The organism is Arthrobacter globiformis (assembly GCF_030817195.1).
Lineage (GTDB): Bacteria > Actinomycetota > Actinomycetes > Actinomycetales > Micrococcaceae > Arthrobacter > Arthrobacter globiformis_D.
Window position 1 is genome coordinate 2,066,316 of sequence record NZ_JAUSYZ010000001.1, and the last position, 23,039, is coordinate 2,089,354.

A 23,039-nucleotide genomic window follows, 5' to 3' on the forward strand; every position below is an offset into this window, starting at 1 on the left:
TAGAGTAAGGACGGCGCGATGCCCGGTAAGTCTGAAAACACCCCTGCTGGCCGGCAGGTTTCGGATGCGCCGAGCCCGCGCCGTCTGCTCTCCCGGGAGCGGGTCTACAACGGCCGGATCTGGGACGTTGTCAGCGACAGCTTCAAGCTCACCTCCGAGGGCGACCCCATTGTCCGGGACTACATCGAGCACCCGGGTGCCGTCGCTGTGCTCCCCATGAACGACGACGGCGAGGTGCTGCTGATCAAGCAGTACCGCCACCCGGTGGGCATGGACCTGTGGGAGATTCCCGCAGGCCTGCTCGACATCGAGGGCGAGGACTTCGTGGTGGGCGCCGGGCGGGAGCTCGCCGAGGAAGCGGACCTGATCGCCAGCGACTGGAACGTCCTGGTGGACTTCTTCAATTCACCCGGATCCTCCAGCGAGGCGATCCGCATCTACCTGGCCCGCGGCCTCACCGAGGTCCCGCATCACGAACTGCACGTCCGCACGGACGAAGAAGCGGAAATCGAGCTGCATTGGATCCCGCTGGAGGATGCCGTTGCCGCCGTGCTGGAGGGACACCTGCACAACCCGTCCGCCGTCGTCGGAATTCTTGCTGCCGCCGCCGCGAAAGCGGACGGCTTCAGGGGACTACGGCCGGGCGACGCCCCCTGGCCGGCGCACCCCAGCCAGCGCTGATGTCCGCTAATACGGCGGCACCGGAGGAATCTCCGGACACGGCGGCACCCAAGCCGGTAGATGGCGCGGAACCGGCGCCGCCGGAACGGCCCCGCACCGCGATTGACCGCGGCGTGACCGACTACCTCCAGCACATGGGTGTCGAACGGGGCCTCGCAGCAAACACACTGTCCGCCTACCGCGGCGACCTCGCCCGTTATTCGGCCTACCTCGCCGGGCAGGGCCTCAGCAGCCCGGCTGACATCACCCGCCACCACGTGACGGGCTTTGCCCAGGCACTCTCCGACGGCGCCGACGGCGGCACTCCTCTGGGCGTGCGGTCCGCGGCGCGGACCGTGGTGGCCGTCCGGGGACTGCACCGCTTTTGGGCGCTGGAAGGGACGACGACGGCGGACCCCGCCAGCGATGTCCACCCGCCAATGCCCGGCAAACGGCTGCCCAAGGCGATCACCGTCGAGGAAGTCACCAGGATCCTGGAAGCCGCCGGTACTGACACCGCTACCGGCCTCCGGGACCGGGCGCTGCTCGAATTCCTGTACTCCACCGGTGCCCGGATCAGTGAAGCCGTAGGCCTGGACGTCGACGATCTCTCGGTGCAGGGAGCCGAATCCGGCCCCGCCATTGTTCGGCTGTTTGGAAAGGGCTCCAAGGAACGCCTCGTGCCGCTGGGCTCTTTCGCGGCCCGAGCCCTCGATGCGTACCTGGTGCGGGGCCGCCCCTTGCTCGCGGGGAAGGGCAAGGGCACCCCTGCGCTGTTCCTCAACGCCAGGGGCGGGCGCATCAGCCGGCAGAGCGCCTGGACCATCCTGAAGGCTGCGGCGGACAAGGCGAACATCACCAAGGACGTCTCCCCGCACACGCTGCGGCACTCCTTCGCCACCCACCTGCTCGAAGGCGGAGCGGATGTCCGCGTGGTCCAGGAACTGCTCGGGCATGCCTCGGTGACCACCACGCAGGTGTACACCCTCGTCACCGCCGACACGCTGCGGGAAGTCTACGCCGCCGCGCATCCCCGGGCACTCGGATAATCCCAGCCCGGGACAGACATGCGGACAGCGCCGGCACCGCTAGGCTGGTCTGCATGACTTCCGTGCCCGTCACCCTCTGCTTCCTGCTACGGGAACGCCCGGAGTTCGGGCCTGAGGTGCTCCTGGGCCTGAAGAGGACAGGCTTCGGAACGGGCAAGATCGTCGGACTGGGCGGACATGTGGAGGCCGGCGAAACCGACGCGCAGGCGGCATGCCGGGAGGTGCTGGAGGAGGCCGGCGTCGTCGTCCTGGAGCAGGACCTGTTCGACGCGGGAAAAGTGGAGTTCGTCTTTCCCGCACGCCCTGACTGGAACATGTCCACCCGCCTGTTCACGTCCAGCCGGTGGGTCGGTGAGCCGGTCGAGAGCCCCGAGATCATTCCGGAGTGGTTCCTGATTTCCGCCCTTCCACTGGAACGCATGTGGCAGGATGCGGAGCATTGGCTGCCGCTGGCGCTGGCCGGGAACGTCGTCGATGCCGTCATCACCCTGAACGACGACAACGAGACCGTGGCGTCCGCCGAATATTCCTTCCGGGCCGTGTAACCGCCCGTTCCCTGCCGGAAACTTAACGGTTAGCCTGCCTGGTCAGGGACATTACTTCTTACGTTTGGGGGATACGTGGAGTCGGAACGCGAACTGGCGTTCATCGCCGTTCACAGGGACAGCTATCCGCGGGTTTACAGATACGTGCGCCGGCGGGTGGAATCGCCCGAGCTCGCAGAAGAGCTCGCAGCGGACGTGTTCCGCGTCGTATGGCAAAAATGGCACGACCAGCCGCACGCGGACATCGCCTGGCTGCTGACAGTGGCGCGGAACCTGATCGGAAACGCCTACCGGAGCCGTGACCGGCTCGTGGCCCTGCAGGCAAAACTCCGGGCGTCCGCCGAGCTCCGCTCCGGTGCGGAGTCCGAGGACCTGGTAGTCCACGACGCCATGGCCGCGCTGCGCGACAGTGAGCGAGACATCCTGCAATTGGCCTACTGGGACGAGCTGAGCATGGCGGAGATCGCCGGCGTTCTGCAGTGCAGCGAAGCTGCTGCCAAGGTCCGCCTGCACCGGGCCAGGGCCGCGTTCCGCAAGCAAATGCCGGTGACCCCAGGGGCGAGCGGGCAGAATTCCGTCACACAGAAGATGGGTGCATGAGATGGATCCGATCAAGAACCTGATTTCCGGGTCAGACCCGCTCCGCAACGATCATGCCGAGATGCCCGACGCCGATGCGGCCCTTCGGCGGGTAACCTCCGAGGCCCCGATGTTCACGGACAGCCTGCCGGCGAACGTACTGCGGTTCGAGGACCGGAAACGGCGGCGGGCGCGCGTTGCCGGTGTGCTGACCTTGGCTGCGGCGGCGGTGACCGCCGGTGTGCTGGTGGCAACGAACTTCGGCGCCCTGACATCCGCCCCGGCTCCTGCCGGCCCCGTCGCACCCACCTCATCGGAAACGACGGCGGCAGCACCAGCGAAGCCGGCGGCAACACCAAAGCCGACGGCAACACGGACGGCCGCAGCTACTGCGCCTGCTGCGCCGAAACCGGCGCCAGTTACCTGGACCACCTTCACCGACGCCACCGGTCAGGCAACCTTCGAACACCCCCTGGGCTGGAGGGTGTCGCAGACCCCGCAAACAATCGATGGCGGTGCCTACAACATCGTCGAGGTGAAGAATGCCGCCGGAAGGACCATGGCCACCCTGCGGTTGGTCTACGACGTCACGGGTGGCCCGGTGTGCCCGGCACCGAAGCCGTACCAGACCCTCGACTCCGTGGTTGTCGACATTCCGCAGAAACCCGCCAAGCTTAGGGAACACCCTCAGGGTCCGTCGGCCTTTGTCTTCCGTGTGATCCAGGGAGACAAGGTCTATGGGTCCCTCGCCCTGGCTGATGGAGATTTGGCTCCGCAGCCCACGACGTGCGGTTTATACAACGGGATCCTCGGCCCGGACAATGTCCCGTTCGCGCATTTTGGCGATACCGTTTGGCTCACGTCCGACGGTCAGGGCGCCCCGCTGACGTTTGACTCGGTTGCCGAGGCCAAAACCTACATGGCGACGCAAGAGTACCGGGACGTCAAGCGCATGCTGATCTCCCTGGCACTAAAGCCGGCCAACACGGCCACCAGCCCGCGCTTCGTCAGCCAGGACGGGAAAGCCAGCTTCGTTCTCCCTGAGGGCTGGACCGCGAAGGACGTCCAGGTTGGAACGCCTGAGAACCCGGGCTCGGGAATCACGGTGTCCGACGAAGCGGGTAAGACCGTAGCCAGTTTCCAGCATGTTGCTGCCGGCGGCCTCGGGGGTGCCTGCACTGACGGAAACTACAAGATCACTGAACTCGATAGCGGTGCGTCATCCCTCACTGCCAATTGGGCTGTGGCGCGCGGGGTGCGGTTCTCTTACCGGGTGATGGACAACTCCCCGCTCGGCAAGGGATTCAGCTACCAGTTGGGACTGGTGGACAAGGACAGCGGTTCCGTCAGCGATAGCTGCCTCATGTACACGCTGGTCACCGGAACCCCGCGGGGGATCCTGTCCTTCGCGGACCGGGCTGTGCAGGAGGCCGCCGAGCCGACCTTCACCACCGTGGCAGAGGCCAGGGCCTACATGGAGACTTCGGAGTACAAAAAACTGAAGGCCATGATCCAGAGCCTGGAGGTCACCTCCTGACGGTGCCGTAAACGGACGCGGCATTAAGCAACACCGGGCCGGCCACCCCAAAGGTGACCGGCCCGGCGTCGTGCTTTCCCGGCGTCGTACGCGCTACAGGCGAACCATTACGGCACGTGCCGTTCGTCCGGACCGTTGTAAGCACTCAGCGGGCGGATGAGCGAGTTGGCGTTCAGCTGCTCCATGAAGTGGGCGGTCCAGCCAGTGATCCGGCTGGCGACGAAGAGCGGCGTGAACATGTTCGTGTCGAAGCCCATGAGGTGGTATGTGGGGCCGGCCGGGTAGTCGAGGTTCGGCTTGATGCCCTTGGCCTCGTCCATGGCCGATTCGAGACCGTTGTACAGGCCCAGCAGTTCGGGCCGGCCGTAGTGGGCGATCATCTTGTCGAGGGCCGCCTTCATGGTGGGCACGCGGGAATCGCCGTGCTTGTAGACCCGGTGGCCGAAGCCCATGACCTTCTTCTTCTGGGCCAGGGCATTCTCCATCCAGGCCTTGGCGCGGTCGGCGGCTTCCTCGAGTGACTCCTCGGGCCGGATTCCGATCTCGTCGAAGGTGTGCATGACGGCTTCGTTGGCTCCGCCGTGCAGTGGTCCCTTGAGTGCACCGATGGCGCCGGTCACCGCCGAATGGAGGTCCGAAAGCGTGGACATGATGACGCGCCCGGCGAAGGTGGAGGCGTTGAAGGAGTGCTCCGCGTAGAGAATCATGGAGACGTTGAAGGCCTCCACCACCTCGGCAACGGACTCCTCGCCGAACGTCATCCACAGGAAGTTGGCCGAGTAGCCGAGGTCCTTCCTGGACTCCACGGGGTCCTGCCCGCGCCGGCGCCGCTGGTCGTACGCCACCACCGCCGGCATTGCGGCAAACAGGTCCAGGGCCTTGGCCATGTTGGCCTCACGGGAGGAATCCTCCGCGAGCTCGTGGCGCGCGCCCATCACCGATGCTGCGGTGCGGCAGACATCCATGGGGTGCGCCGTCGTCGGGAGGGCATCAATCACCTGCTTGACCACGGGATCCAGCGGCCGTCCGGCGCGCTCGCGGGCCGTAAAGTCAGCCAGCTCGCCGGAGGACGGCAGCTCGCCGTTCCATAGGAGGTAAGCGACTTCTTCGAAGCTGCGCGTGGCGGCGAGCTCCTGGACGGGGTAGCCGCGGTACAGCAGTGAGTTCGTGTCGGGATTGACCTTTGAGACCGCGGTGTAGTCCACCACCACGCCGTCGAGGCCTTTCTTGATCTCTTCTTCAGCCATGCTGAACTCCTTCGTTCCTTGCGTCCGATTACCGGCCGGACCGGCCGGTGGTCCTGCGGGGGATTGGGCGTCAGTCGGTTCCGGGGATCCGGAAGTTGAAGACGCCGGTGTCAAAGCGGTTGTAGGCCTCGTAATCCACCAGGTCGTACAGCCGCGCGCGCGTCAGCATGCTCCCTACCTGTGCCTCCTGCGTTCCGTCAGCCTTAATTGAGTCCAGCGTACGCTCAGCAGCCCCCATGGCACTACGGAGCAGGGTCACCGGATAGATCACCATGTTCACGCCCACTTCCTGGAGCTGGTCGACGGTGAAGAGGTCGCTCTTGCCGAACTCGGTCATGTTGGCCAGGATCGGCACGTCCACGGCGTCCCGGATGGCCTGGAACTCGCTCAGGTCCTTCATGGCTTCCGGGAAGATGGCGTCGGCGCCGGCTTCGACGAGGGCCTTTGCCCGGTCCTTCGCCGCGTCCAGCCCTTCCACCGCGCGGATGTCGGTGCGGGCCATGATCAGGAAGTTCGGGTCGCGCCGCGCATCCGCTGCGGCGCGGATTCGTTTGGTGGCGGTGTCCAGGTCCACGACGTTTTTGCCGTCCAGGTGGCCGCATCGTTTGGGGTTGAACTGGTCCTCGATGTGGCAGCCGGCGAGCCCGGCGTTTTCCAGTTCCTGGACGGACCGGGCCACGTTCATGGGTTCGCCGAAGCCGGTGTCGGCGTCGACGATGCAGGGGAGGTCGGTCATGCGGGCGATCTGTCCTGCCCGGGTGGCGACCTCGGTGAGCGTGGTGAGGCCGATGTCCGGCAGGCCGAGGTCGTTGGCCAGGACGGCGCCGGAGATGTAGACCCCGGCGAAGCCCTTCTCCTCGATCAGCCGGGCGGAGAGCGGGTTGAACGCTCCGGGGAACTGCTGGATGGTTCCGGAAGCCAGCTGTTCACGGAAGCGGAGCCGCTTCTGCTCCGGGGTTGTTTTGGCGTACAGCATCTAGAACAGCCCCTTGGGCGCGGCGCTGAAATCGATGACGCCGGGCGCCGCTGCGATGTTGAGCTGGTCCAGCTCGCCCGCTGCCAGTTCCGGGAGGCGTTCGACGGCGGATAGGAACCTTTCGATTTCATCCTCCGTCACCAGCCCGGAAGCCAGCGTGCGGAACTTGTTGACGTACTGCTCGCGGGTGAACGGGCGGGCGCCGAGGGGGTGAGCGTCGGCCACCGCGATCTGGTCCCGGATGACGGTGCCGTCGGTGAGCGTGATTTCCACGGAACCGCCGAAGGCCTTCTCGGAGATGTCCAGCGAGTGGTAGCGGCGGGTCCATTCGGGGTCCTCCACCGTGGACACCTTCTGCCACAGCTCCACCGTGTCGGGCCTTGCTGCGCGGTCGGGGGAGTAGGAATCCACGTGGTGCCAGGCCCCGTCCTGCAAGGCGACGGTGAAGATGTAGGGGATGGAGTGGTCCAGGGTTTCCCGGCTGGCGGTGGGGCTGTACTTCTGCGGATCGTTGGCGCCGGAGCCGATCACGTTGTGGGTGTGGTGGCTCGTCTTGATCAGGACGGACTTCACGTTCGCCGGATCGGTGGCCTCGGGGTGTTCCCGGTTCAGCTTGCGGGCGAGGTCGATCCAGGCCTGGGCCTGGTACTCGGCCGAATGTTCCTTGGTGTAGGTGTCCAGGATGGCCCGCTTGGCCTCGCCGGCTTCGGGCAGCGGGACCTGGTAGGAGGCGTCGGGGCCGTCCAGCATCCAGGCGATCACGCCGTCCTCGCCTTCATAGATCGGCACGGGGGATGTCTGGCCGCGCATCGCCCGGTCGGCGGCTTCGACGGCCATCTTCCCGGCGAAGGCGGGGGCGTGCGCCTTCCAGGTGGAGATCTCGCCCTTGCGGGACTGGCGGGTCGCCGTAGTGGTGTGCAGGGCCTGGCCCACGGACTGGAAGATGGTTTCGACGTCGAGCCCCAGCAGGGTTCCGATGCCGGCAGCTGCGGAGGGGCCGAGGTGGGCGACGTGGTCGATCTTGTGCTTGTGCAGGCAGATCGCCTTCACCAGGTTCACCTGGATCTCGTAGCCGGTGGTGATGCCGCGGATCAGATCCTTGCCGCTGGAGCCCACATGCTGGGCGACGGCCAGGATCGGCGGAATGTTGTCGCCCGGATGGGAGTAGTCCGCGGCGAGGAAGGTGTCGTGGTAGTCCAGTTCGCGGACAGCCACGCCGTTGGCCCAGGCAGCCCATTCCGGGGAGACGCGCTCACCGATGCCGAAGACCTTGGCCCCTTTGCCGCCGTTGGAAGGACCGTGAGTGAGGGCCTGGGCGCGGGCTGCAACGATCGGGGCCCGGTTGAGTGAGGCGATGGCCACGGAGGCGTTGTCGATGATCCGGTTGATGACCATGTCCGTGACCTCGTCGGAAACGGCCACCGGGTCTGCTGCCACAACGGCAATCTTGTGGGCGAGCTGTTGTTCGCGCGGGAGGTTTTCCTCGCTCTTGTATACGCGGACGTGGTGTTCCTTAACCATGGGGCTCCTTCTGGGCGGATGCGTGGACGGCTTTGACGTGGGAAAGACTGCGGTGCAGGTGGACGGTGGTGGCTGCCTCGGCTAGCCGGGGGTTGCCGGCCGCTATCGCTTCGGCGATTGCAGCATGTTCTGCCGCGGCCGCCGTGAGCCGGCCCTGGTCGTCAGCGGCCAGCCTGCGGACCCGGACCAGGTGGACGCGCAGGCTCCGCATAGCCTGGGCCAGGTACGAGTTGGAAATGGCAGCATCGATGGCAGCATCCAGGCGGCCGACGAGCTCGTAGTAGTCGTGCCGGGCCGGGTCCGGGGAGTTGAGCAGGGCGGGCGCGCCCAACAGTTCTTCCTGCAGTGCGCGGAAGACGGCCGCATCGCCGCGCTGCGCCGCCAGCGCGGCAGCCCTCCCTTCGAGGGTTTCCCGGAGTTCGAACAGCTCGTCGATGTCGTCCAGCGAAATATCGGTGACGACGACGCCGCGGCCGCCCGCCGTCGTCAGCCCCTCCGCCGTCAGCCGACTCAAGGCCTCGCGCAGCGGCGTCCGGGAGACGCCAAGCCGTTCCGATTGTTCCACTTCGGCAAGAACCGTTCCCGGTAGAAGACGCCACTCGACGATGTCATCGCGGAGTGCCGCGTAGGCCCTGTCGCTCGCCCGCATGCCGCCTCCTTGCCGCTTCACTTTTACTCGAGTGTATACATAAGCGAGCAGTTTGCCTAGCTTTCGTCGGTATTTAGTCACTACTCAGGATCCATATGTATACATATGGCGGGGCAGAAGCTAAATGCGAGTTGCCCAGGCCAGGAAGGCGTCCTTCGCTGACCGGCTGATTTGGATACTGGCTGGAGAAGCGGGAAGGATGCCCCGACCGCTGAGGCGTTTTTGTCACAGGCTGCTGTCATGCTGTGGGTATGCATAACGGTGCGGCTGCTGCTGAGGTGTTGGAGGCTATTAGTGCCTCTGCCTTAGCGCTGGCTGCCGAGCTCCGCAGGACTGCTGACCCGGTCCCGGCGGGCGCTGGATTGCGGCTGGATCAGGCGGACCGGTTGCAGGAGCGGGCGGATACGTTCCTGGACGGCCTGACCAAGGTTTCCGGGATGGAAGCCCGGGTTGCGGCCGTGAAGGTGCACCTCGCGGCCGGGTTCGCTGCCACGGAGGCGGCGATGGCGCCGCCGGAGGCGTCGCCCCAGGAGCGATCTGTCCTGCAGATGTCCGTGACTGCGTCGGTGGCGTGTGCGCTGACCGTGAGCGAAGGGTCGGCTACGCGGTTTCTGGCCGAATCCGGCAAGCTGAGTACCAACTTGCCGTTGACACTGGACGGGATGGGGTCAGGAACGCTGTCCTGGCAGCACGGGCGCATTATGTTCGATGAAACCGATGGGCTGGATCCAGAAGCCGCCGCGGCGTTGGAAGCCCACTTCCTGGACCCCGACGCCCCCAACCCGGCGCGCGGCTGCCCCGCCGGGGAGCTGACTCCGGCAAGGTTCCGGGCCAAGGCCCGCTACTGGCGGGAACGGCACCACCCGGTCAGCATCGAAACCCGCCACCGCAACAGTTCTAAAGACCGGCGGCTGGAGTACACCCCGGACCGGGACGGCATGGCCTGGCTGTCGGCGTATCTGCCCGCGGACCAGGCCGCCGGGATCTGGGACCGGGCCACCGCCACCGCCCGCGCGCTGCAGGGCCCTACCGAGTCACGGACCCTGACCCAGTTGCGCGTCGATGCCGCCGCCACCTGGCTGCTCACCGCAGGCCACCCGGTTTACGCCGCGGTTGACGGCCCGCCCCCGGAAGCCGTGCCCGCAGGTACAGCGCCGGCAGGTTTGGTGCCGGCAGGTTCAGCGCCTCCCGGTGTTGTGCCGTCTCCACGGGCGCAGGTCCTGGTCACGGTTCCGGTGTTTTCGCTGCTTGGACAGACGGAGGAGCCGGCGGTGCTGGACGGGTACGGGCCGATCCCGCCGTCCATGGCCCGCCGCCTGGTTGCCGATGGGGCGACGTCCTTCCTGCGCGTCCTCACCGACCCGCGTGACGGGGCGCCGCTGGAGATCGGACGCACCAGCTACCGGCTCACTAAACCGATGCGCCAATGGCTCCGGCTGCGTGACGCCCGATGCACGTTCCCCAACTGCAACAACCACTCCCTGGACAACGACGCCGACCACATACTGGCCTGGGCCGACGGCGGCGGCACCGGCGTCGCCAATCTTGGCCAGCCATGCCCTAAGCATCACCGCCTGAAACACACCACAGCGTGGAGACCGGTCGGCGCCACCCGCGAGAGCCCGCCGGGCTGGATTTCACCCGCGGGACGGTCCTACCCAGCGGAACAGCAGGACTGGGAACCACCCATCTGGCCGGAACCGCCGCCCGGCCAAGAATGGCAGTGGCTGCCGGACTGGTTTGACCAGGATCCCGAACCTTCGGAACCTCCCGACGCCCTCGACGGTGTTGAGAGCGCGATGGCTTTCGACAGCGTTGAACCACCGCTGCCTTTGGATCCCTGGCCCAACTGGTCTTCACCCGCAGCCGCCTAAGGGTGCGTCTCCCATTCCGGTGCCCGCTCATCGGCATGCCTGAGAGTTTCCCGAGCAGGGGGCCTGGATGATCATGAGCGGTCAGGGGCTGGGTGATCATGCGAGCTCGGGATTTACGGGTTCCCTTTAAATGGATCCCCGGTAGTGATCAGGCGCGGGACCAGCGGTATTCGTTCTCGGGACGGCCCGGAGCCCCGTACCGCGCCGTCCGGGACACCGTTCCGGCGTCGGCGAGGTACTCGAGGTACCGCCGTGCGGTCACCCTTGACATGCCCAGGGCAGTCATGACTTCGGTGGCCGAGACGGCACCGGGCTGTTCCTTGATAAAGTCGCGGACGGCGTCGAGCGTTGACGGGGCCAGACCTTTCGGCAACGGAAGCTCGGATGGCGCCCGCAGGCTGGCGAAGGCCTGGTCCACATCGCTCTGCGACGCCGCTGCCTTCGCCGATCCCGCCTCCGGTCCCGCCAGCTGTTCGCGGAACTGCCGGTAGCTCTCCAGCTTGTCCGCGAACGTTGCGTAGGTGAACGGTTTAATGAGGTACTGCACGACGCCGATGGAGACGGCGCTGCGGACAATCGCCACTTCCCGAACAGCTGTGATGGCAATGATGTCGGCGAAGTGCCCGGCCGAGCGCATCCGCCGGGCGATGTCGAGGCCATGCAGGTCCGGCAGGTTCATGTCCAGCAGAACCAGCTCCACCGGGGTGCTGGCTGCGGAGAACTCGGTGAGCATCCGGAGCGCCGACTGGCCGTCCGGAGCCGTACCTGCCAGCGTGAAGCCGTCCACCCGGCCCACGTAGGCGGCGTGTGCCGCAGCTGCGACGGGCTCGTCCTCGACGACGAGGACTCGGATGTCTGTCACGTGTGGTCCTCCGGGAGGCTCGATGTGGGCGTGCATGACGGCAATGTGCTGGGCGGCGGTGTGCTTGACGGCGATGTGCCGGGCGAAAAGGTGTCTGGGGGCAATGAGCTGGAAGCTGCGCTGGCCGGGAGTGCGATGTGGAAGCGCGCCCCGCCGGTGCTGGAGTTGCTGATGGTCATGGTACCGGCCAGGCGCTGGACGGCCTGTTTCACCAGTGCAAGGCCAAGGCCCCGTCCGAACGGCCCGGCCGTCTTGGTGCTGAAACCGTAGCGGAACACGTCGTCCACGGCTGACGGGTCAATGCCCTTGCCAGAGTCCTGCACCGTTATTTCCAGGCCGCCGCTGGACGTGTCCACCAGCAGCTCCACCCGCCTGGGTGCGGGGGCGTCGGCCGCGGCGTCGATGGCATTGTCCAGCAGATTGCCGAGCACCGTGACGAGGTCCTGTACTGCCAGTTCTCCGCTAAGGGCCGGTCCGGACGCCTCGACCACGAGCTCCACGCCGCGTTCGTGGGCCTCCGCCGCCTTGCCCATGACGAGGGCGCTCAGCACCGGCTCCTGGACCGACCCGATCACGTCGTCCGCCAGCTGCTGGCTCAGCTCCAGGTCCTTCGTGGCAAAGTCCAGGGCCTCGTCCGTCCTGCCCAGCTCCAGCAGGGAGACCATCGTGTGAAGCCGGTTTGCATGCTCGTGGGTCTGGGCACGGAGGGCATCGGACAGTGTCCGCATGCTCTCCAGCTCGGTGCCCAGGGATTCGATCTCCGTGCGGTCGCGGATGGTGGCAACGGTGCCGAACACCGGGCCGCGCTGGCGTTCGGCGGAGGATCCCGGCCCCACTGCAGGGCGCTGGTTAACCACCAGGACGCCGTCATTGGTGAGGTGGATTTCGTCGTGGGCCGTGCGCCCGGATTCAAAAAGCTCCTTCAGGCTGGGCGCCAGGGGCAGGTCGGCGAGCTGCGGCGTGGCCGCGTGGTCGTCCTCCGCTTCCCGCGGTTCCAGGCCCAGCAGTTCGGCCGCCTGGTCGTTGTAGATCACCACCCTTCCGGCCCGGTCAATCAGGACAACACCTTCCCGGACCGAATGGAGCACCGATTCGTAGTAGGCGAAGAGCTGGGCCAGCTGCTCGGGTCCCCACCCCCTGGTCACGCGCCGCAGGTAGCGGCCAAGAAACCATGACGCGAGCGATCCGCCTGCCAGCAGGGACCCGGACACAGCCAGCAACGCCGGCAGCCTGCCGGACACGGCCACGTCCACCGTGTTGACAGTCACGCCGGCCGCCACTAGCGCGCGGACCCCACCGCGGGCGTCCTTCACCGGAGCGATCGTCCGCACCGACGGCCCGAGCGTTCCGGCGGTGATCTCGGTGAACACGCGGCCCTCGAGAGCCTCCTGGATCGAGCCGATGTACGGGCGGCCCAGCTCCTCGTCCAAAGGGTGCGTCCACCGCGTCCGGTCCGGCGACATGATGGTGATGAAGTCGGCCCCGGAGTCGGCCATGACCCTCAGCGCGTAGGGCTGGAGCTGCGCCGACGGGTTCCCGGTACCGGCGGCCTGCAGAATAAGAGGGTTATCGGCGATGGACGTCGCCAAAGCCCCCATCCGGCGGCCGGCCTCCTCGTAGGCATGGTCCCGGGCGTCAACGAAGACGGCCGTCCCGACGATGGCCGTCAGGGCCAGCATGAACAGCAGGTTCGCCACGAACAGCCGCCTCGCAATGCTCCAGCGGTGGATCATCAACACCTCCCATGACCAATATGAACGCAACGGTGAGCCAAGTCACTCCGTGGCGAATGATGGAAATCACAAAGGACCGACGCGCGGAGCCCAGAGATTGTGCCGAAGCGTCTTCCAGATTATCCATAAGGAGAGAAAGATGGCTTCTCAACGAGGAGAGTCGGCAGTGCCGGCCAAAGCCGAGCGCAAGGGACTCGACAAGTCCCACTATCTGTACATGGCGGTTATCGCCGCTGTCATTCTCGGCGCTCTGGTGGGACTGCTGTTCCCCGAGGTCGGAAAATCACTCAAGCCCCTCGGTGACGGCTTCATCAAGCTGATCAAGATGATGATCGCCCCGATCATCTTCTGCACCATCGTGTTGGGCATCGGCTCCATCGCCAAGGCGGCCACCGTCGGCAAGGTCGGCGGACTGGCTCTGGGCTACTTTGTGGTCATGTCCACCTTCGCCCTGGCGATCGGCCTCGTTGTCGGCAACCTCATCCACCCGGGTGAAGGGCTGCAGCTTGCGCCGTACGACCCCAACAAAAAGGCAGCCACGGATAGCACGGTTGACTTCCTGCTGGGCATCATTCCCGGGGACATTCCGGTGCTTCCCACCCTGCTCGCTGCCATCCTCGTCGGCTTCGCACTGCAGAAGATGGGCCCGCAGGGCGCGCCGATCCTGAAGGCCATCGGCCACGGCCAGGCCCTGGTCTTCCGCATCCTGATCATGATCATGTGGCTCGCCCCCGTGGGTGCCTTCGGTGCCATCGCCGCAGTGGTCGGCGCCACCGGCTTCCAGGCCATCGTGAGCATGTTCACCCTGATGATCGCGTTCTACATCACCTGTGCCGTGTTCATCGTCGTCATCCTCGGCGGCCTGCTGCAGGTTGTCACCGGTGTGAACATCTTCAAGCTGATGAAGTACCTGGCCCGCGAGTACCTGCTGATCTTCTCGACGTCGTCCTCTGAGGCCGCCCTGCCGCGCCTCATCGCCAAGATGGAGCACCTGGGCGTCTCCAAGCCGGTGGTCGGCGTAACCGTGCCGACCGGCTACTCCTTCAACCTGGACGGCACGGCCATCTACCTGACCATGGCGTCGCTCTTCGTGGCCAACGCCATGGGAACGCCGCTGGACCTCGGCGCCCAGATCTCCCTGCTGATCTTCATGATCATCGCGTCCAAGGGCGCAGCCGGCGTCACCGGTGCCGGACTGGCCACCCTCGCTGCCGGCCTGCAGGCCCACAAGCCTGAACTCCTGGGCGGCGTCGGCATGATCGTGGGCATCGACCGCTTCATGTCCGAGGCCCGTGCGCTGACGAACTTCACCGGCAACGCCGTTGCCACCCTGCTGATCGGCACCTGGGTCAAGGAGGTCGACGGCGAGCAGGTCAACCGCGTGCTGTCCGGCCAGGAACCGTTCGACGAGCAGACGATGGTGGCGCACCACCACGGTGTGGCGGAAACGCCCGAGCAGGCCGTACCGGCCAAGGCCTAAGGCCCGGCGCCATACAACTACAGCGATACCGCCCGCACAGGCCCAGCCTGTGCGGGCGGTTTCTTTGCTGTCGGCCAGCAACCTTCGACTTCAGGTACAAGGTAAAGGCTCAAACGCCATCAAAAGTCAAGGTCCATGGAATGCCGTGTCGGGCGCTGTAACCTTGGGGTGGAAGTAGCAGGGGCGCTGGCAGACAGCGGCAGAAAATCACCGTCATCGAAAGTGTGGATTGATACGTGAGCAGCGAACAGGGTTCAGCAACTCTGGAAGGCACGGAACTCGACCTGGAAGACGCCGTCATGGGTCCCACGGGCCGCCCCCACCGCGATTTTCCGGAGCCCGCGCCGCTGTCCTCCCATGGACCGGCCCGCGTCATAGCCATGGTCAACCAGAAGGGCGGGGTGGGCAAGACCACCTCCACCATCAACCTTGCCGCGGCGCTGGCCGAATACGGCCGACGCGTGCTCCTGGTGGACTTCGACCCCCAGGGCGCACTGTCCGCCGGGCTCGGCGTCAACCCCCACGAACTGGATCTGACCGTCTACAACGTCCTGATGGACCGCAAGATCGACATCCGCGAAGCCATCCACCAGACCGGCGTGGAGAACGTGGACCTGCTGCCCGCCAACATCGACCTCTCGGCGGCTGAAGTGCAGCTGGTGAACGAGGTGGCACGCGAGCAGGTCCTCGACCGGGCGCTGAAGAAGGTCGAGGACGAGTACGACGTCGTGCTCATCGACTGCCAGCCTTCCCTCGGCCTCCTCACCGTCAACGCCCTGACCGCGGCCCACGGCGTGATCATTCCGCTGATCTGCGAATTCTTTGCCCTGCGCGCGGTGGCCCTGCTTGTCGAAACCATCGACAAGGTCCAGGACCGACTCAACCCGCGGCTGCAGGTGGACGGCGTGCTGGCCACGATGTACGACGCCCGCACGCTGCACAGCCGCGAGGTCATCAGCCGCTTGGTGGAAGCCTTCGGGGACAAGGTCTTCGAAACCGTCATCAAACGCTCCATCAAGTTCGCCGACGCCACCGTGGCCGCCGAGCCCATCACGAGCTACGCCGGAAACCATGTGGGTGCCGATGCCTACCGCCGCCTCGCCAAGGAACTGATTTCGCGCGGCGGCGCGCCCTAGCCCGCATGACCGCAGAGCCGGCAACGCCCCCCGCCGAGGCCAGGCGGTCCGGCTTCGAAGTTCGCCTTGCCAACTTCAGCGGTCCCTTTGACCTCCTGCTGGGGCTGATCTCCAAACATCAGCTGGACATCACCGAGGTGGCGCTGGCCACGGTCACCGACGAGTTCATCCGGTACATCCGGAACCTCCAGGAGCTGGGGGAGGAGTGGGCCCTTGATGAGGCGAGTGAGTTCCTCGTCATCGCGGCCACGCTGCTGGACCTTAAGGCAGCGCGCCTGCTGCCCGCAGGCGAGGTGGAGGACGACGACGACATCGCCCTCCTCGAGGCACGTGACCTGCTCTTTGCCCGGCTGCTGCAGTACAAGGCCTTCAAACAGGTCGCCGCGCTGATGGACGCAACACTGGAACTGGAGTCCCTTCGCTATCCGCGGCAAGTCGCCCTCGAGGAACATTTCGCGGCGATGCTGCCGGAGCTCGTCTGGAAGCACAGCCCCGCACAGTTCGCGGCGCTGGCCGAGGCGGCGCTCAAGCCCAAGGCCCCGGCTCCGACGGAGGTCGGTGTGGCCCACCTGCACGGCGGCACGGTGAGCGTTCGCGAGCAGGCGGAGCTGATCGGCCTGCGGCTGCAGGACGGCCGGCCCCTGACATTCCGGGCCCTGATAGCCGACGCCGAATCCACCCTGGTGGTGGTGGCGCGCTTCCTGGCTCTCCTGGAGCTGTTCAGGGACCAGGTGGTTGCCTTCGACCAGGTGGCGCCGCTTGGCGACCTGACCGTGCGCTGGACGGCGGCCGGCACCGGATGGACCGGGGAGCACCTGAGCGAGGAATATGAGGAGCAGCAATGACGGATCCAGTCGCGGGCCGGGAACGCGCCGCGCTTGAGGCGGTACTGATGGTGCTGGACGAGCCAACCTCCGCCACCGACCTCGCGGCAGGACTCAACCTGACGGTGGCCGCCGTCGAGGCGCTGCTGCTGGACCTGCAGCGTGATTATGACGGCTATACTGTTAAAGCCCCGGATAGGGAAACTGGCAGCAATGGACCTGAGCATGAAGTCGCTTCCAGCCCCCGGGGTTTTGAATTGCGGAGTGTCGCCGGCGGCTGGCGCATCTACTCCCGGGCTGAATTTGCCGACGTCGTCGGTACTTTCGTCCTGGAAGGGCAGACGGCCAGGCTGACCCAGGCGGCGCTCGAGACACTCGCCGTCATCGCTTACAGGCAGCCGGTGTCCAGGGCAAGGGTGTCTGCAATTCGCGGAGTCAACGTTGACTCTGTTGTGCGGACGCTGACCCAGCGCGGGCTGATCGAGGATGCCGGAACAGATCCGGAATCGGGCGCTGTCCTGTACCGCACGACGTCGTATTTCCTTGAGCGCATGGGAATCGGCTCGGTGGCTGAGTTGCCTCAGCTTTCACCGCACCTTCCGGGGCTTGAAGGAATTGAAGAGTTCTACGACGCCGGAAGAATGTAGGCGGCACGCCTGCGAAGCAGTTTTTACCAGGGCAGATTTAATCTGCACGGCTGGCTAGTGTTGTCTTTGGACAACCTTTGCCGGTCAAAATCACAGAGGACGGGTCATGACACAGGCGGGACGCCAGGGTTCACCACGTAACAGCTCCGGACGTAAAGGTCCGGACCGCAACGCGCCACGCGGCGCAGCAGCACAGGGCCGCGGCGCGGGCGCCGGGAAGCGGGACTTCCCCAAGGGCGGCGACCGCCCCTTCGGCGACCGCACCTACAAAGCCAAGCCACGCGAGGAGCGCTTCGTCGATCCGGACGAGGCACCCGCAGGCCGCCGGCCGGCCGGCGACTGGAAGCCGGGCTCCAAGCCCCCCGCGTCCAGGACCGGGGCACCCAGGGCCAGCGCGCGCAAGGCCGCCGCTGCCCGGAAGCCCGGAGCGAACAAGGCCCCCGGCACCCCGGGCGCGCTGAAGCCCAAGTCGGGCGCCCCCAAGGCGGCGGGTTCGCGCGCCTTCGGCAGCGAACGCTTCGGCCAGAGCCTGGGGCCGGTCCGCCGGCCCTCCCGCACGCGCGGTCCCCGCGCCGAGGTGCCGCAGTCGGAAGTCCACGACGCTGACGGCGTCCGCCTGCAGAAGGTCATGGCCTCCGCCGGCGTCGCCTCGCGCCGCGTCTGTGAAGAGATGATCGCCGAGGGCCGCGTGGAGGTCGACGGCAAGGTCGTGACCGAGCTCGGCGTCCGCGTCGACCCCAAGACCGCCGTTATCCACGTGGACGGCCTGCGCATTCAGCTCGATGACACGCTGGTCTACATGGTGTTCAACAAGCCCAAGGGCGTCGTGTCCACCATGGAGGACCCCGAAGGCCGCCCGTGCATCAGCGACTACATCCGCAACAACCAGGGTGAACGGCTCTTCCATGTCGGGCGCCTGGACGTTGCTACCGAAGGCCTGCTGCTGCTGACCAACGACGGCGAGCTGGCCAACCGGCTGACCCACCCGTCGTACGAGGTCCCCAAGACCTACCTCGTGCAGGTCCGCGGGCCGTTCCCGCAGGGCATCGGCGCGCAGCTCAAGGACGGCATCGAACTCGAGGATGGCTTCGCGTCGGTCGACTCCTTCCGGCTGGTCGACTCAACCCCGGGCCACGTGCTGATCGAAGTGGTGCTGCACTCCGGCAAGAATCGCATTGTCCGGCGCCTGTTCGACGCCGTCGGTTTCCCGGTGCTGCGCCTGGTGCGCGTCAAGGTGGGCCCCATCGGTCTGGGCGACCAGCGCCAGGGAAGCATCCGCAACCTGGGCAAGCAGGAAGTCGGCCACCTGCTGGCATCCGTGGGGCTGTAAGGGATGTCGGCTTTCCGTACGCACGGCCGCGGACACCTGAACGGCCCGGTCGTCGTTATTGGCACTGGCCTGCTCGGCACCAGCATCGGCCTCGGCCTGCGCGGCCGTGGCGTTGCGGTCTACCTGTCCGATCCCTCGCCCACCAACCAGGCGGTCGCCGTTGACATCGGCGCCGGCCTCCCGCTGGCCGCCATGGGGGACGAAAGTCCTGAACTCGTGGTTGTCGCATCGCCGCCGGACGTAACCGCCGACGTTGTGGAAGGTGCGCTGGCAGACTACCCGGACGCCACCGTCGTCGACATCGCCAGCGTCAAGGCGGCGATCCTGCATGACCTGCGCACCCGCGGCGCCGACCTCAGCCGTTACGTCGGTACCCATCCCATGGCCGGGCGCGAGAAATCCGGGCCCGTCGCCGCCCGGGGCGAGCTTTTCACCTCCATGCCGTGGGTTGTATGCCCGACCGAGGAATCCTCGGCCGGGGCCGTCCAGGCTGCGCGGGCGCTGGCCACCGATCTCGGTGCTGTCGTTTCGCAGTTCACGGCAGAGGAACATGACGGGGCGGTGGCCCTGGTGTCCCATCTGCCGCAGGTGATGTCCTCGCTGCTGGCGACCCGTCTGCAGGACACCCCGCTGAACGCTCTTTCCCTCGCGGGGAACGGGCTCCGCGACACCACCCGAATCGCAGCCAGCGATCCTACGATGTGGGTCCAGATTCTGGGTGCGAACGCCGGCAAGGTGGTGGAGATCCTTTACGGTGTGCGCGACGACCTTAACCGGCTGATCGGAACTCTGGAAGACCCCGCGGCCGCCGGAGCCCGTCTCGACCTGGCCCAGCTGATGAGCGAAGGCAACGCCGGGCAGGCACGGATTCCGGGTAAGCACGGCGGACCGCCGCAGGCATATTCCTGGCTCACGGTGCTCGTGGACGACCGGCCCGGCCAGATCGCCAGGCTGCTGACCGAGATCGGTGAGATTGGCGTCAACCTCGAAGATCTCCGCCTGGACCACTCCTCAGGGCAGAATGTGGGCATGGTGGAGATCTCCGTGCTGCCGAGCGCGCATGACCTCCTTGTAGAAGCACTAAGCGACCGTGGATGGCGGGTACTGCAGTAATGACACAGGAACTGACCGAAACTCTGCCTGCCCTCCGGCTGGGCCGCCCGCTTGTGGTGGCCATCGACGGGCCGTCCGGCTCCGGAAAGTCCAGCGTCAGCAAGGAAGTGGCCCGCCGCCTCAGCCTTGCCTATCTGGACACGGGCGCCATGTACCGGGCCCTCACCTGGTACTGCCTCGACCGCGGAACAGACCTCACTGATGCCTCCGCCGTCGAGCTGGCTGCCGAAGAACTGCCGCTGGACATCAGCACCAGCCCGCACACCGAGTATGTGCGGGTCGACGGCACCGACGTCACCGACGCCATCAGGGAACCGGCCATCTCCTCGGCCGTCAGTGCCGTCGCCACCACGCTCGGTGCCCGGACGGAACTCATCCGCCGCCAGCGCGCCCTGATCGAAAAGCACAACCGCCGCATGGTGGTGGAGGGCCGGGACATCACCACCGTCGTCGCCCCCGCTGCCCAGGTCCGCATGCTTCTGACCGCCAGCGAGGAGGCGCGGCTCCGCCGCCGCGGCATCCAGCTCGGCGGAACGCAAAGCGCCGAGCAGCTGGCCGCCCAGGTGACCCAGCGGGACGCGAAGGACTCCACGGTGGTGAATTTCACCCAGGCGGCGGACGGTGTGGTGACTCTGGATTCATCGGAGCTGGATTTCGAGGAAACCGTGTCCGCCGCGCTGCGCATCGTCACCAAGGTCATCAACCATGAGTGATTCCGCCAGGTTGCCGGGGTCTGGAGTTCCCGGCAGCTGGACCATGGCCTGGAGCCGGCCCGTCGGCCGGTTCCTGAACAACATCGTCTACCGCACATCCGTGACCGGGCGCTCCAACGTTCCGGCCGCGGGGCCTGTGATCTTCGCAGGAAACCACATCAGCTTCCTCGACGGACCCGTCATGTTCGGTGCCTCGCCCCGGCCCATGCACATCCTCGTTAAAAAGGAGATGTTCAAGGGCTTCCTTGGCCGCGTGCTGAAGGCGTCGGGCCAGCTTCCGGTTGACCGGGCGGGGGACCGCTCGGTCCTGCAGCTGAGCAAGGGCGTGCTCGACGCCGGCCGCTGCGTCGGCATCCTGCCCGAGGGAACCCGGGGGAGCGGCACCGCTGCCGGCATCAGCAACGGGGTGGCGTGGCTCGCCCTGAATTCCGGCGCCGTCGTGGTGCCCGTGGCCATCCTGGGCACGCGGCAGGGCGGCGAACACCTGGACAGCATCCCGAAACCGGGCCGCAGGCTGCACGTCAGCTTTGGCCAGCCCCTCGCGATCGGCCGGAAACCGGAAGAAACCGGGCGTGCTTCAATGGACAGGGCGGCTACGGAAATCCGTAACACTCTGGCCGCGCACATCCGCGACACTGTCCGGCTCAGCGGGCTGTCATTGCCCTCCGCGGATCATCCGCACCAACGTACACCAGCAGTAGCCGGGCCGCCGGCAGACCACCATTAAGGAAAGTGCAATGAGCGATACGACTCAAACTTCCGGCCACTCCGGTGCCGGCGAAGACGAATACACGCCCACCGGCACGGACCAGGTGGCTGAACATCTGGCAGCCCTGGACGACGACGAGGCCGAGCTTCGCGCCGCCTCCCTCCGCGCCGGACTGGACGACTACGAACTCGACGAGGAAGACGCCGCGCTCCTCAGCGGCCTGCACGACGAGGACGAGCTTGAGGGCCCGCTCAAGCTGGACCCCGTGCTCGCCATCATCGGTCGCCCGAACGTTGGCAAGTCCACCCTCGTCAACCGTATCCTCGGCCGCCGCGAGGCAGTCGTGGAGGACACCCCCGGCGTGACGCGCGACCGCGTGATGTACTCGGCGAACTGGAACGGCCGGAACTTCACCCTGGTGGACACCGGCGGCTGGGAGCACGATGCCCGCGGCATCCACGCCCGGGTGGCGGAACAGGCCGAAATGGCAGTGGAGCTGGCTGATGCCGTGCTGTTCGTCGTTGACTCGGCCGTAGGCGCAACCGCCACCGACGAAGCTGTCGTGAAGATGCTCCGGCGGAGCAAGAAGCCGGTCATCCTCGTGGCCAACAAGGTGGACGACTTTGCCCAGGAAGCCGACTCGGCAGTCCTGTGGGGCCTGGGCTTCGGCGAGCCGTACCCCGTCTCCGCGCTGCACGGCCGCGGCGTCGCCGACCTGCTGGACCACGTCATGGACACCCTGCCGGAATTCTCCACCGTCGAGGGCGTTGAACGCTCCGGTGGCCCCCGCCGGATCGCCCTGATCGGACGCCCCAACGTCGGCAAGTCCTCCCTGCTGAACAAGCTGGCCGGCTCCGAGCGTGTGGTGGTGGACAACACCGCCGGCACCACGCGCGACCCGGTTGACGAATTCATCGAGCTCGGCGGCCAGACCTGGCGCTTCGTGGACACCGCCGGCATCCGCCGGCGCCAGCACATGGCACAGGGCGCCGATTTCTATGCCTCCCTCCGGACCCAGAGCGCGCTGGAAAAGGCGGAGGTCGCCGTCGTTCTTCTGGCTGTTGACGAGGTGCTCAGCGAACAGGACGTCCGCATCCTGCAACTGGCCATCGAATCGGGGCGTGCCCTGGTGCTCGCGTTCAACAAGTGGGACCTGCTGGACGACGAGCGCCGCCGGTACCTGGAACGCGAAATCGAGCAGGACCTGGCGCACGTGGAGTGGGCGCCGCGCGTCAACATCTCCGCCAAGACCGGCTGGCACAAGGACCGCCTGGTGCCGGCGCTGGAACTGGCGCTGGAAAACTGGGACAGGCGCATTCCGACCGGACGGCTCAATGCCTTCCTGGGCGAGCTGGTGGCGGCGCACCCGCACCCGGTCCGCGGCGGCAAGCAGCCCCGCATCCTCTTCGGCACGCAGGCCTCGAGCCGGCCCCCGAAGTTCGTCCTGTTCACCACGGGATTCCTGGACCCGGGCTACCGCCGGTTCATCACCCGCCGCCTGCGGGAAACCTTTGGCTTCGAGGGAACGCCCATCGAAGTCAGCATGCGTGTGCGTGAAAAGCGTGGCAAGAAGCGTTAATTAGGACACACCGGGCGGCGAATGCCGGAAAGTGTCACTGGCACCCTCCGGAATCGTGTAAGCTCTTCTAGGTGGTTCGGCCGGACTGCTTAGGTGAAATTCTTCGGAATAATCACCGAAGCGGAGAACGGCGGAACTGACGGGCTGTAGCGCAGCTTGGTAGCGCACTTGACTGGGGGTCAAGGGGTCGCAGGTTCAAATCCTGTCAGCCCGACCACAACAAAACCCCGCCAACCCAACTGGGTTGGCGGGGTTTTTTGTTGTCCGTTTTTTGTT

The 23,039-nt window shown here is 66.4% G+C and carries 21 protein-coding genes and 1 tRNA gene; 16 read left to right on the forward strand and 6 right to left on the reverse strand.

Annotated elements, in window-relative coordinates; translation table 11 throughout:
- Nucleotides 1-18: 18 nt before the first annotated feature.
- The 5 genes from QF036_RS09335 (at nucleotide 19) to QF036_RS09355 (ending at nucleotide 4,370) form a co-directional block, all read left to right on the forward strand.
- Nucleotides 19-681, forward strand: a complete 663-nt coding sequence (locus QF036_RS09335) for an NUDIX domain-containing protein (RefSeq protein WP_307101199.1) — start codon at nucleotides 19-21, stop codon at nucleotides 679-681.
- Nucleotides 681-1,709 (forward strand): site-specific tyrosine recombinase XerD, encoded by a 1,029-nt coding sequence (xerD, locus tag QF036_RS09340; RefSeq protein ID WP_307101201.1) that lies wholly within the window; start codon nucleotides 681-683, stop codon nucleotides 1,707-1,709. The genes QF036_RS09335 and xerD overlap by 1 nt, the downstream gene beginning before the upstream one ends.
- Before the next feature lie 53 nt (nucleotides 1,710-1,762).
- Nucleotides 1,763-2,254, forward strand: coding sequence for an 8-oxo-dGTP diphosphatase (locus QF036_RS09345; protein ID WP_307101204.1), 492 nt, complete (start codon nucleotides 1,763-1,765; stop codon nucleotides 2,252-2,254).
- A gap of 75 nt (nucleotides 2,255-2,329) precedes the next feature.
- Nucleotides 2,330-2,854 (forward strand): RNA polymerase sigma factor, encoded by a 525-nt coding sequence (locus tag QF036_RS09350; RefSeq protein WP_307101206.1) that lies wholly within the window; start codon nucleotides 2,330-2,332, stop codon nucleotides 2,852-2,854.
- 1 nt (nucleotide 2,855) lies between these two features.
- Nucleotides 2,856-4,370 carry a hypothetical protein gene (locus tag QF036_RS09355; RefSeq protein WP_307101208.1) on the forward strand — a complete coding sequence of 505 codons (1,515 nt, stop codon included), beginning with the start codon at nucleotides 2,856-2,858 and terminating at the stop codon, nucleotides 4,368-4,370.
- 107 nt (nucleotides 4,371-4,477) lie between these two features.
- Here the strand turns inward: QF036_RS09355 and QF036_RS09360 are convergent, their stop codons facing one another.
- From QF036_RS09360 to QF036_RS09375, 4 genes are all read right to left on the reverse strand, one after another.
- The gene (locus QF036_RS09360) at nucleotides 4,478-5,617 is read right to left on the reverse strand and encodes a bifunctional 2-methylcitrate synthase/citrate synthase (RefSeq protein ID WP_307101210.1); all 1,140 of its coding nucleotides are present in this window, start codon (nucleotides 5,615-5,617) and stop codon (nucleotides 4,478-4,480) included.
- Nucleotides 5,618-5,687: 70 nt separating this feature from the next.
- Nucleotides 5,688-6,593 carry a methylisocitrate lyase gene (prpB, locus tag QF036_RS09365; protein WP_307101212.1) on the reverse strand — a complete coding sequence of 302 codons (906 nt, stop codon included), beginning with the start codon at nucleotides 6,591-6,593 and terminating at the stop codon, nucleotides 5,688-5,690.
- Nucleotides 6,594-8,114 (reverse strand): MmgE/PrpD family protein, encoded by a 1,521-nt coding sequence (locus QF036_RS09370; RefSeq protein WP_307101214.1) that lies wholly within the window; start codon nucleotides 8,112-8,114, stop codon nucleotides 6,594-6,596.
- Nucleotides 8,107-8,763, reverse strand: a complete 657-nt coding sequence (locus QF036_RS09375) for a GntR family transcriptional regulator (protein WP_307101215.1) — start codon at nucleotides 8,761-8,763, stop codon at nucleotides 8,107-8,109. Before QF036_RS09375 ends, QF036_RS09370 begins: the two co-directional genes overlap by 8 nt.
- 251 nt (nucleotides 8,764-9,014) lie before the next feature.
- On the opposite strand from QF036_RS09375, the gene QF036_RS09380 reads away from it, so the two are divergent.
- On the forward strand, nucleotides 9,015-10,637 hold the full coding sequence (locus tag QF036_RS09380) for an HNH endonuclease signature motif containing protein (RefSeq protein WP_307101216.1): 1,623 nt from the start codon (nucleotides 9,015-9,017) through the stop codon (nucleotides 10,635-10,637).
- Between the two features lie 148 nt (nucleotides 10,638-10,785).
- Here the strand turns inward: QF036_RS09380 and QF036_RS09385 are convergent, their stop codons facing one another.
- The gene (locus QF036_RS09385) at nucleotides 10,786-11,499 is read right to left on the reverse strand and encodes a response regulator (protein WP_307101218.1); all 714 of its coding nucleotides are present in this window, start codon (nucleotides 11,497-11,499) and stop codon (nucleotides 10,786-10,788) included.
- Nucleotides 11,496-13,232 (reverse strand): sensor histidine kinase, encoded by a 1,737-nt coding sequence (locus QF036_RS09390; protein WP_307101220.1) that lies wholly within the window; start codon nucleotides 13,230-13,232, stop codon nucleotides 11,496-11,498. Before QF036_RS09390 ends, QF036_RS09385 begins: the two co-directional genes overlap by 4 nt.
- Nucleotides 13,233-13,371: 139 nt before the next feature.
- Here QF036_RS09390 and QF036_RS09395 point away from each other — a divergent pair, with 139 nt between their 5' ends.
- From QF036_RS09395 to QF036_RS09440, 10 genes are all read left to right on the forward strand, one after another.
- Nucleotides 13,372-14,712 carry a cation:dicarboxylate symporter family transporter gene (locus QF036_RS09395; protein ID WP_307101221.1) on the forward strand — a complete coding sequence of 447 codons (1,341 nt, stop codon included), beginning with the start codon at nucleotides 13,372-13,374 and terminating at the stop codon, nucleotides 14,710-14,712.
- A gap of 236 nt (nucleotides 14,713-14,948) precedes the next feature.
- A complete protein-coding gene (locus QF036_RS09400; RefSeq protein ID WP_003801831.1) occupies nucleotides 14,949-15,848 on the forward strand; it encodes a ParA family protein in 900 nt (299 codons plus the stop codon).
- Nucleotides 15,849-15,853: 5 nt separating this feature from the next.
- Entirely contained in the window at nucleotides 15,854-16,693 is an 840-nt protein-coding gene (locus tag QF036_RS09405; protein WP_307101224.1) for a segregation and condensation protein A, read from the forward strand.
- Entirely contained in the window at nucleotides 16,690-17,319 is a 630-nt protein-coding gene (gene scpB / locus QF036_RS09410) for an SMC-Scp complex subunit ScpB (RefSeq protein WP_307101226.1), read from the forward strand. The genes QF036_RS09405 and scpB overlap by 4 nt, the downstream gene beginning before the upstream one ends.
- Before the next feature lie 106 nt (nucleotides 17,320-17,425).
- On the forward strand, nucleotides 17,426-18,649 hold the full coding sequence (locus QF036_RS09415; protein WP_307101228.1) for a pseudouridine synthase: 1,224 nt from the start codon (nucleotides 17,426-17,428) through the stop codon (nucleotides 18,647-18,649).
- Between the two features lie 3 nt (nucleotides 18,650-18,652).
- Nucleotides 18,653-19,762 (forward strand): prephenate dehydrogenase, encoded by a 1,110-nt coding sequence (locus QF036_RS09420; protein WP_307101230.1) that lies wholly within the window; start codon nucleotides 18,653-18,655, stop codon nucleotides 19,760-19,762.
- Complete coding sequence (gene cmk, locus QF036_RS09425; protein ID WP_307101232.1) at nucleotides 19,762-20,475, forward strand: (d)CMP kinase; 714 nt, start codon at nucleotides 19,762-19,764, stop codon at nucleotides 20,473-20,475. The genes QF036_RS09420 and cmk overlap by 1 nt, the downstream gene beginning before the upstream one ends.
- A gap of 43 nt (nucleotides 20,476-20,518) precedes the next feature.
- A complete protein-coding gene (locus QF036_RS09430; RefSeq protein ID WP_307105872.1) occupies nucleotides 20,519-21,202 on the forward strand; it encodes a lysophospholipid acyltransferase family protein in 684 nt (227 codons plus the stop codon).
- A 10-nt stretch (nucleotides 21,203-21,212) separates the two neighbouring features.
- On the forward strand, nucleotides 21,213-22,763 hold the full coding sequence (gene der / locus QF036_RS09435; protein WP_307101234.1) for a ribosome biogenesis GTPase Der: 1,551 nt from the start codon (nucleotides 21,213-21,215) through the stop codon (nucleotides 22,761-22,763).
- Between the two features lie 140 nt (nucleotides 22,764-22,903).
- A tRNA-Pro gene (locus QF036_RS09440) sits at nucleotides 22,904-22,980 on the forward strand.
- Nucleotides 22,981-23,039 lie beyond the last annotated feature (59 nt).

Bases quoted from the DNA above. Each gene is read 5' to 3' on its own strand.
- QF036_RS09335 (WP_307101199.1), top strand. From the start codon at position 19: ATGCCCGGTAAGTCTGAAAACACCCCTGCTGGCCGGCAGGTTTCGGAT.
- xerD (WP_307101201.1), top strand. From the start codon at position 681: ATGTCCGCTAATACGGCGGCACCGGAGGAATCTCCGGACACGGCGGCA.
- QF036_RS09345 (WP_307101204.1), top strand. From the start codon at position 1,763: ATGACTTCCGTGCCCGTCACCCTCTGCTTCCTGCTACGGGAACGCCCG.
- QF036_RS09355 (WP_307101208.1), top strand. From the start codon at position 2,856: ATGGATCCGATCAAGAACCTGATTTCCGGGTCAGACCCGCTCCGCAAC.
- QF036_RS09360 (WP_307101210.1), bottom strand. From the start codon at position 5,617: ATGGCTGAAGAAGAGATCAAGAAAGGCCTCGACGGCGTGGTGGTGGAC.
- prpB (WP_307101212.1), bottom strand. From the start codon at position 6,593: ATGCTGTACGCCAAAACAACCCCGGAGCAGAAGCGGCTCCGCTTCCGT.
- QF036_RS09370 (WP_307101214.1), bottom strand. From the start codon at position 8,114: ATGGTTAAGGAACACCACGTCCGCGTATACAAGAGCGAGGAAAACCTC.
- QF036_RS09375 (WP_307101215.1), bottom strand. From the start codon at position 8,763: ATGCGGGCGAGCGACAGGGCCTACGCGGCACTCCGCGATGACATCGTC.
- QF036_RS09380 (WP_307101216.1), top strand. From the start codon at position 9,015: ATGCATAACGGTGCGGCTGCTGCTGAGGTGTTGGAGGCTATTAGTGCC.
- QF036_RS09390 (WP_307101220.1), bottom strand. From the start codon at position 13,232: ATGATCCACCGCTGGAGCATTGCGAGGCGGCTGTTCGTGGCGAACCTG.
- QF036_RS09395 (WP_307101221.1), top strand. From the start codon at position 13,372: ATGGCTTCTCAACGAGGAGAGTCGGCAGTGCCGGCCAAAGCCGAGCGC.
- QF036_RS09405 (WP_307101224.1), top strand. From the start codon at position 15,854: ATGACCGCAGAGCCGGCAACGCCCCCCGCCGAGGCCAGGCGGTCCGGC.
- scpB (WP_307101226.1), top strand. From the start codon at position 16,690: ATGACGGATCCAGTCGCGGGCCGGGAACGCGCCGCGCTTGAGGCGGTA.
- QF036_RS09415 (WP_307101228.1), top strand. From the start codon at position 17,426: ATGACACAGGCGGGACGCCAGGGTTCACCACGTAACAGCTCCGGACGT.
- QF036_RS09420 (WP_307101230.1), top strand. From the start codon at position 18,653: ATGTCGGCTTTCCGTACGCACGGCCGCGGACACCTGAACGGCCCGGTC.
- cmk (WP_307101232.1), top strand. From the start codon at position 19,762: ATGACACAGGAACTGACCGAAACTCTGCCTGCCCTCCGGCTGGGCCGC.
- QF036_RS09430 (WP_307105872.1), top strand. From the start codon at position 20,519: ATGGCCTGGAGCCGGCCCGTCGGCCGGTTCCTGAACAACATCGTCTAC.
- der (WP_307101234.1), top strand. From the start codon at position 21,213: ATGAGCGATACGACTCAAACTTCCGGCCACTCCGGTGCCGGCGAAGAC.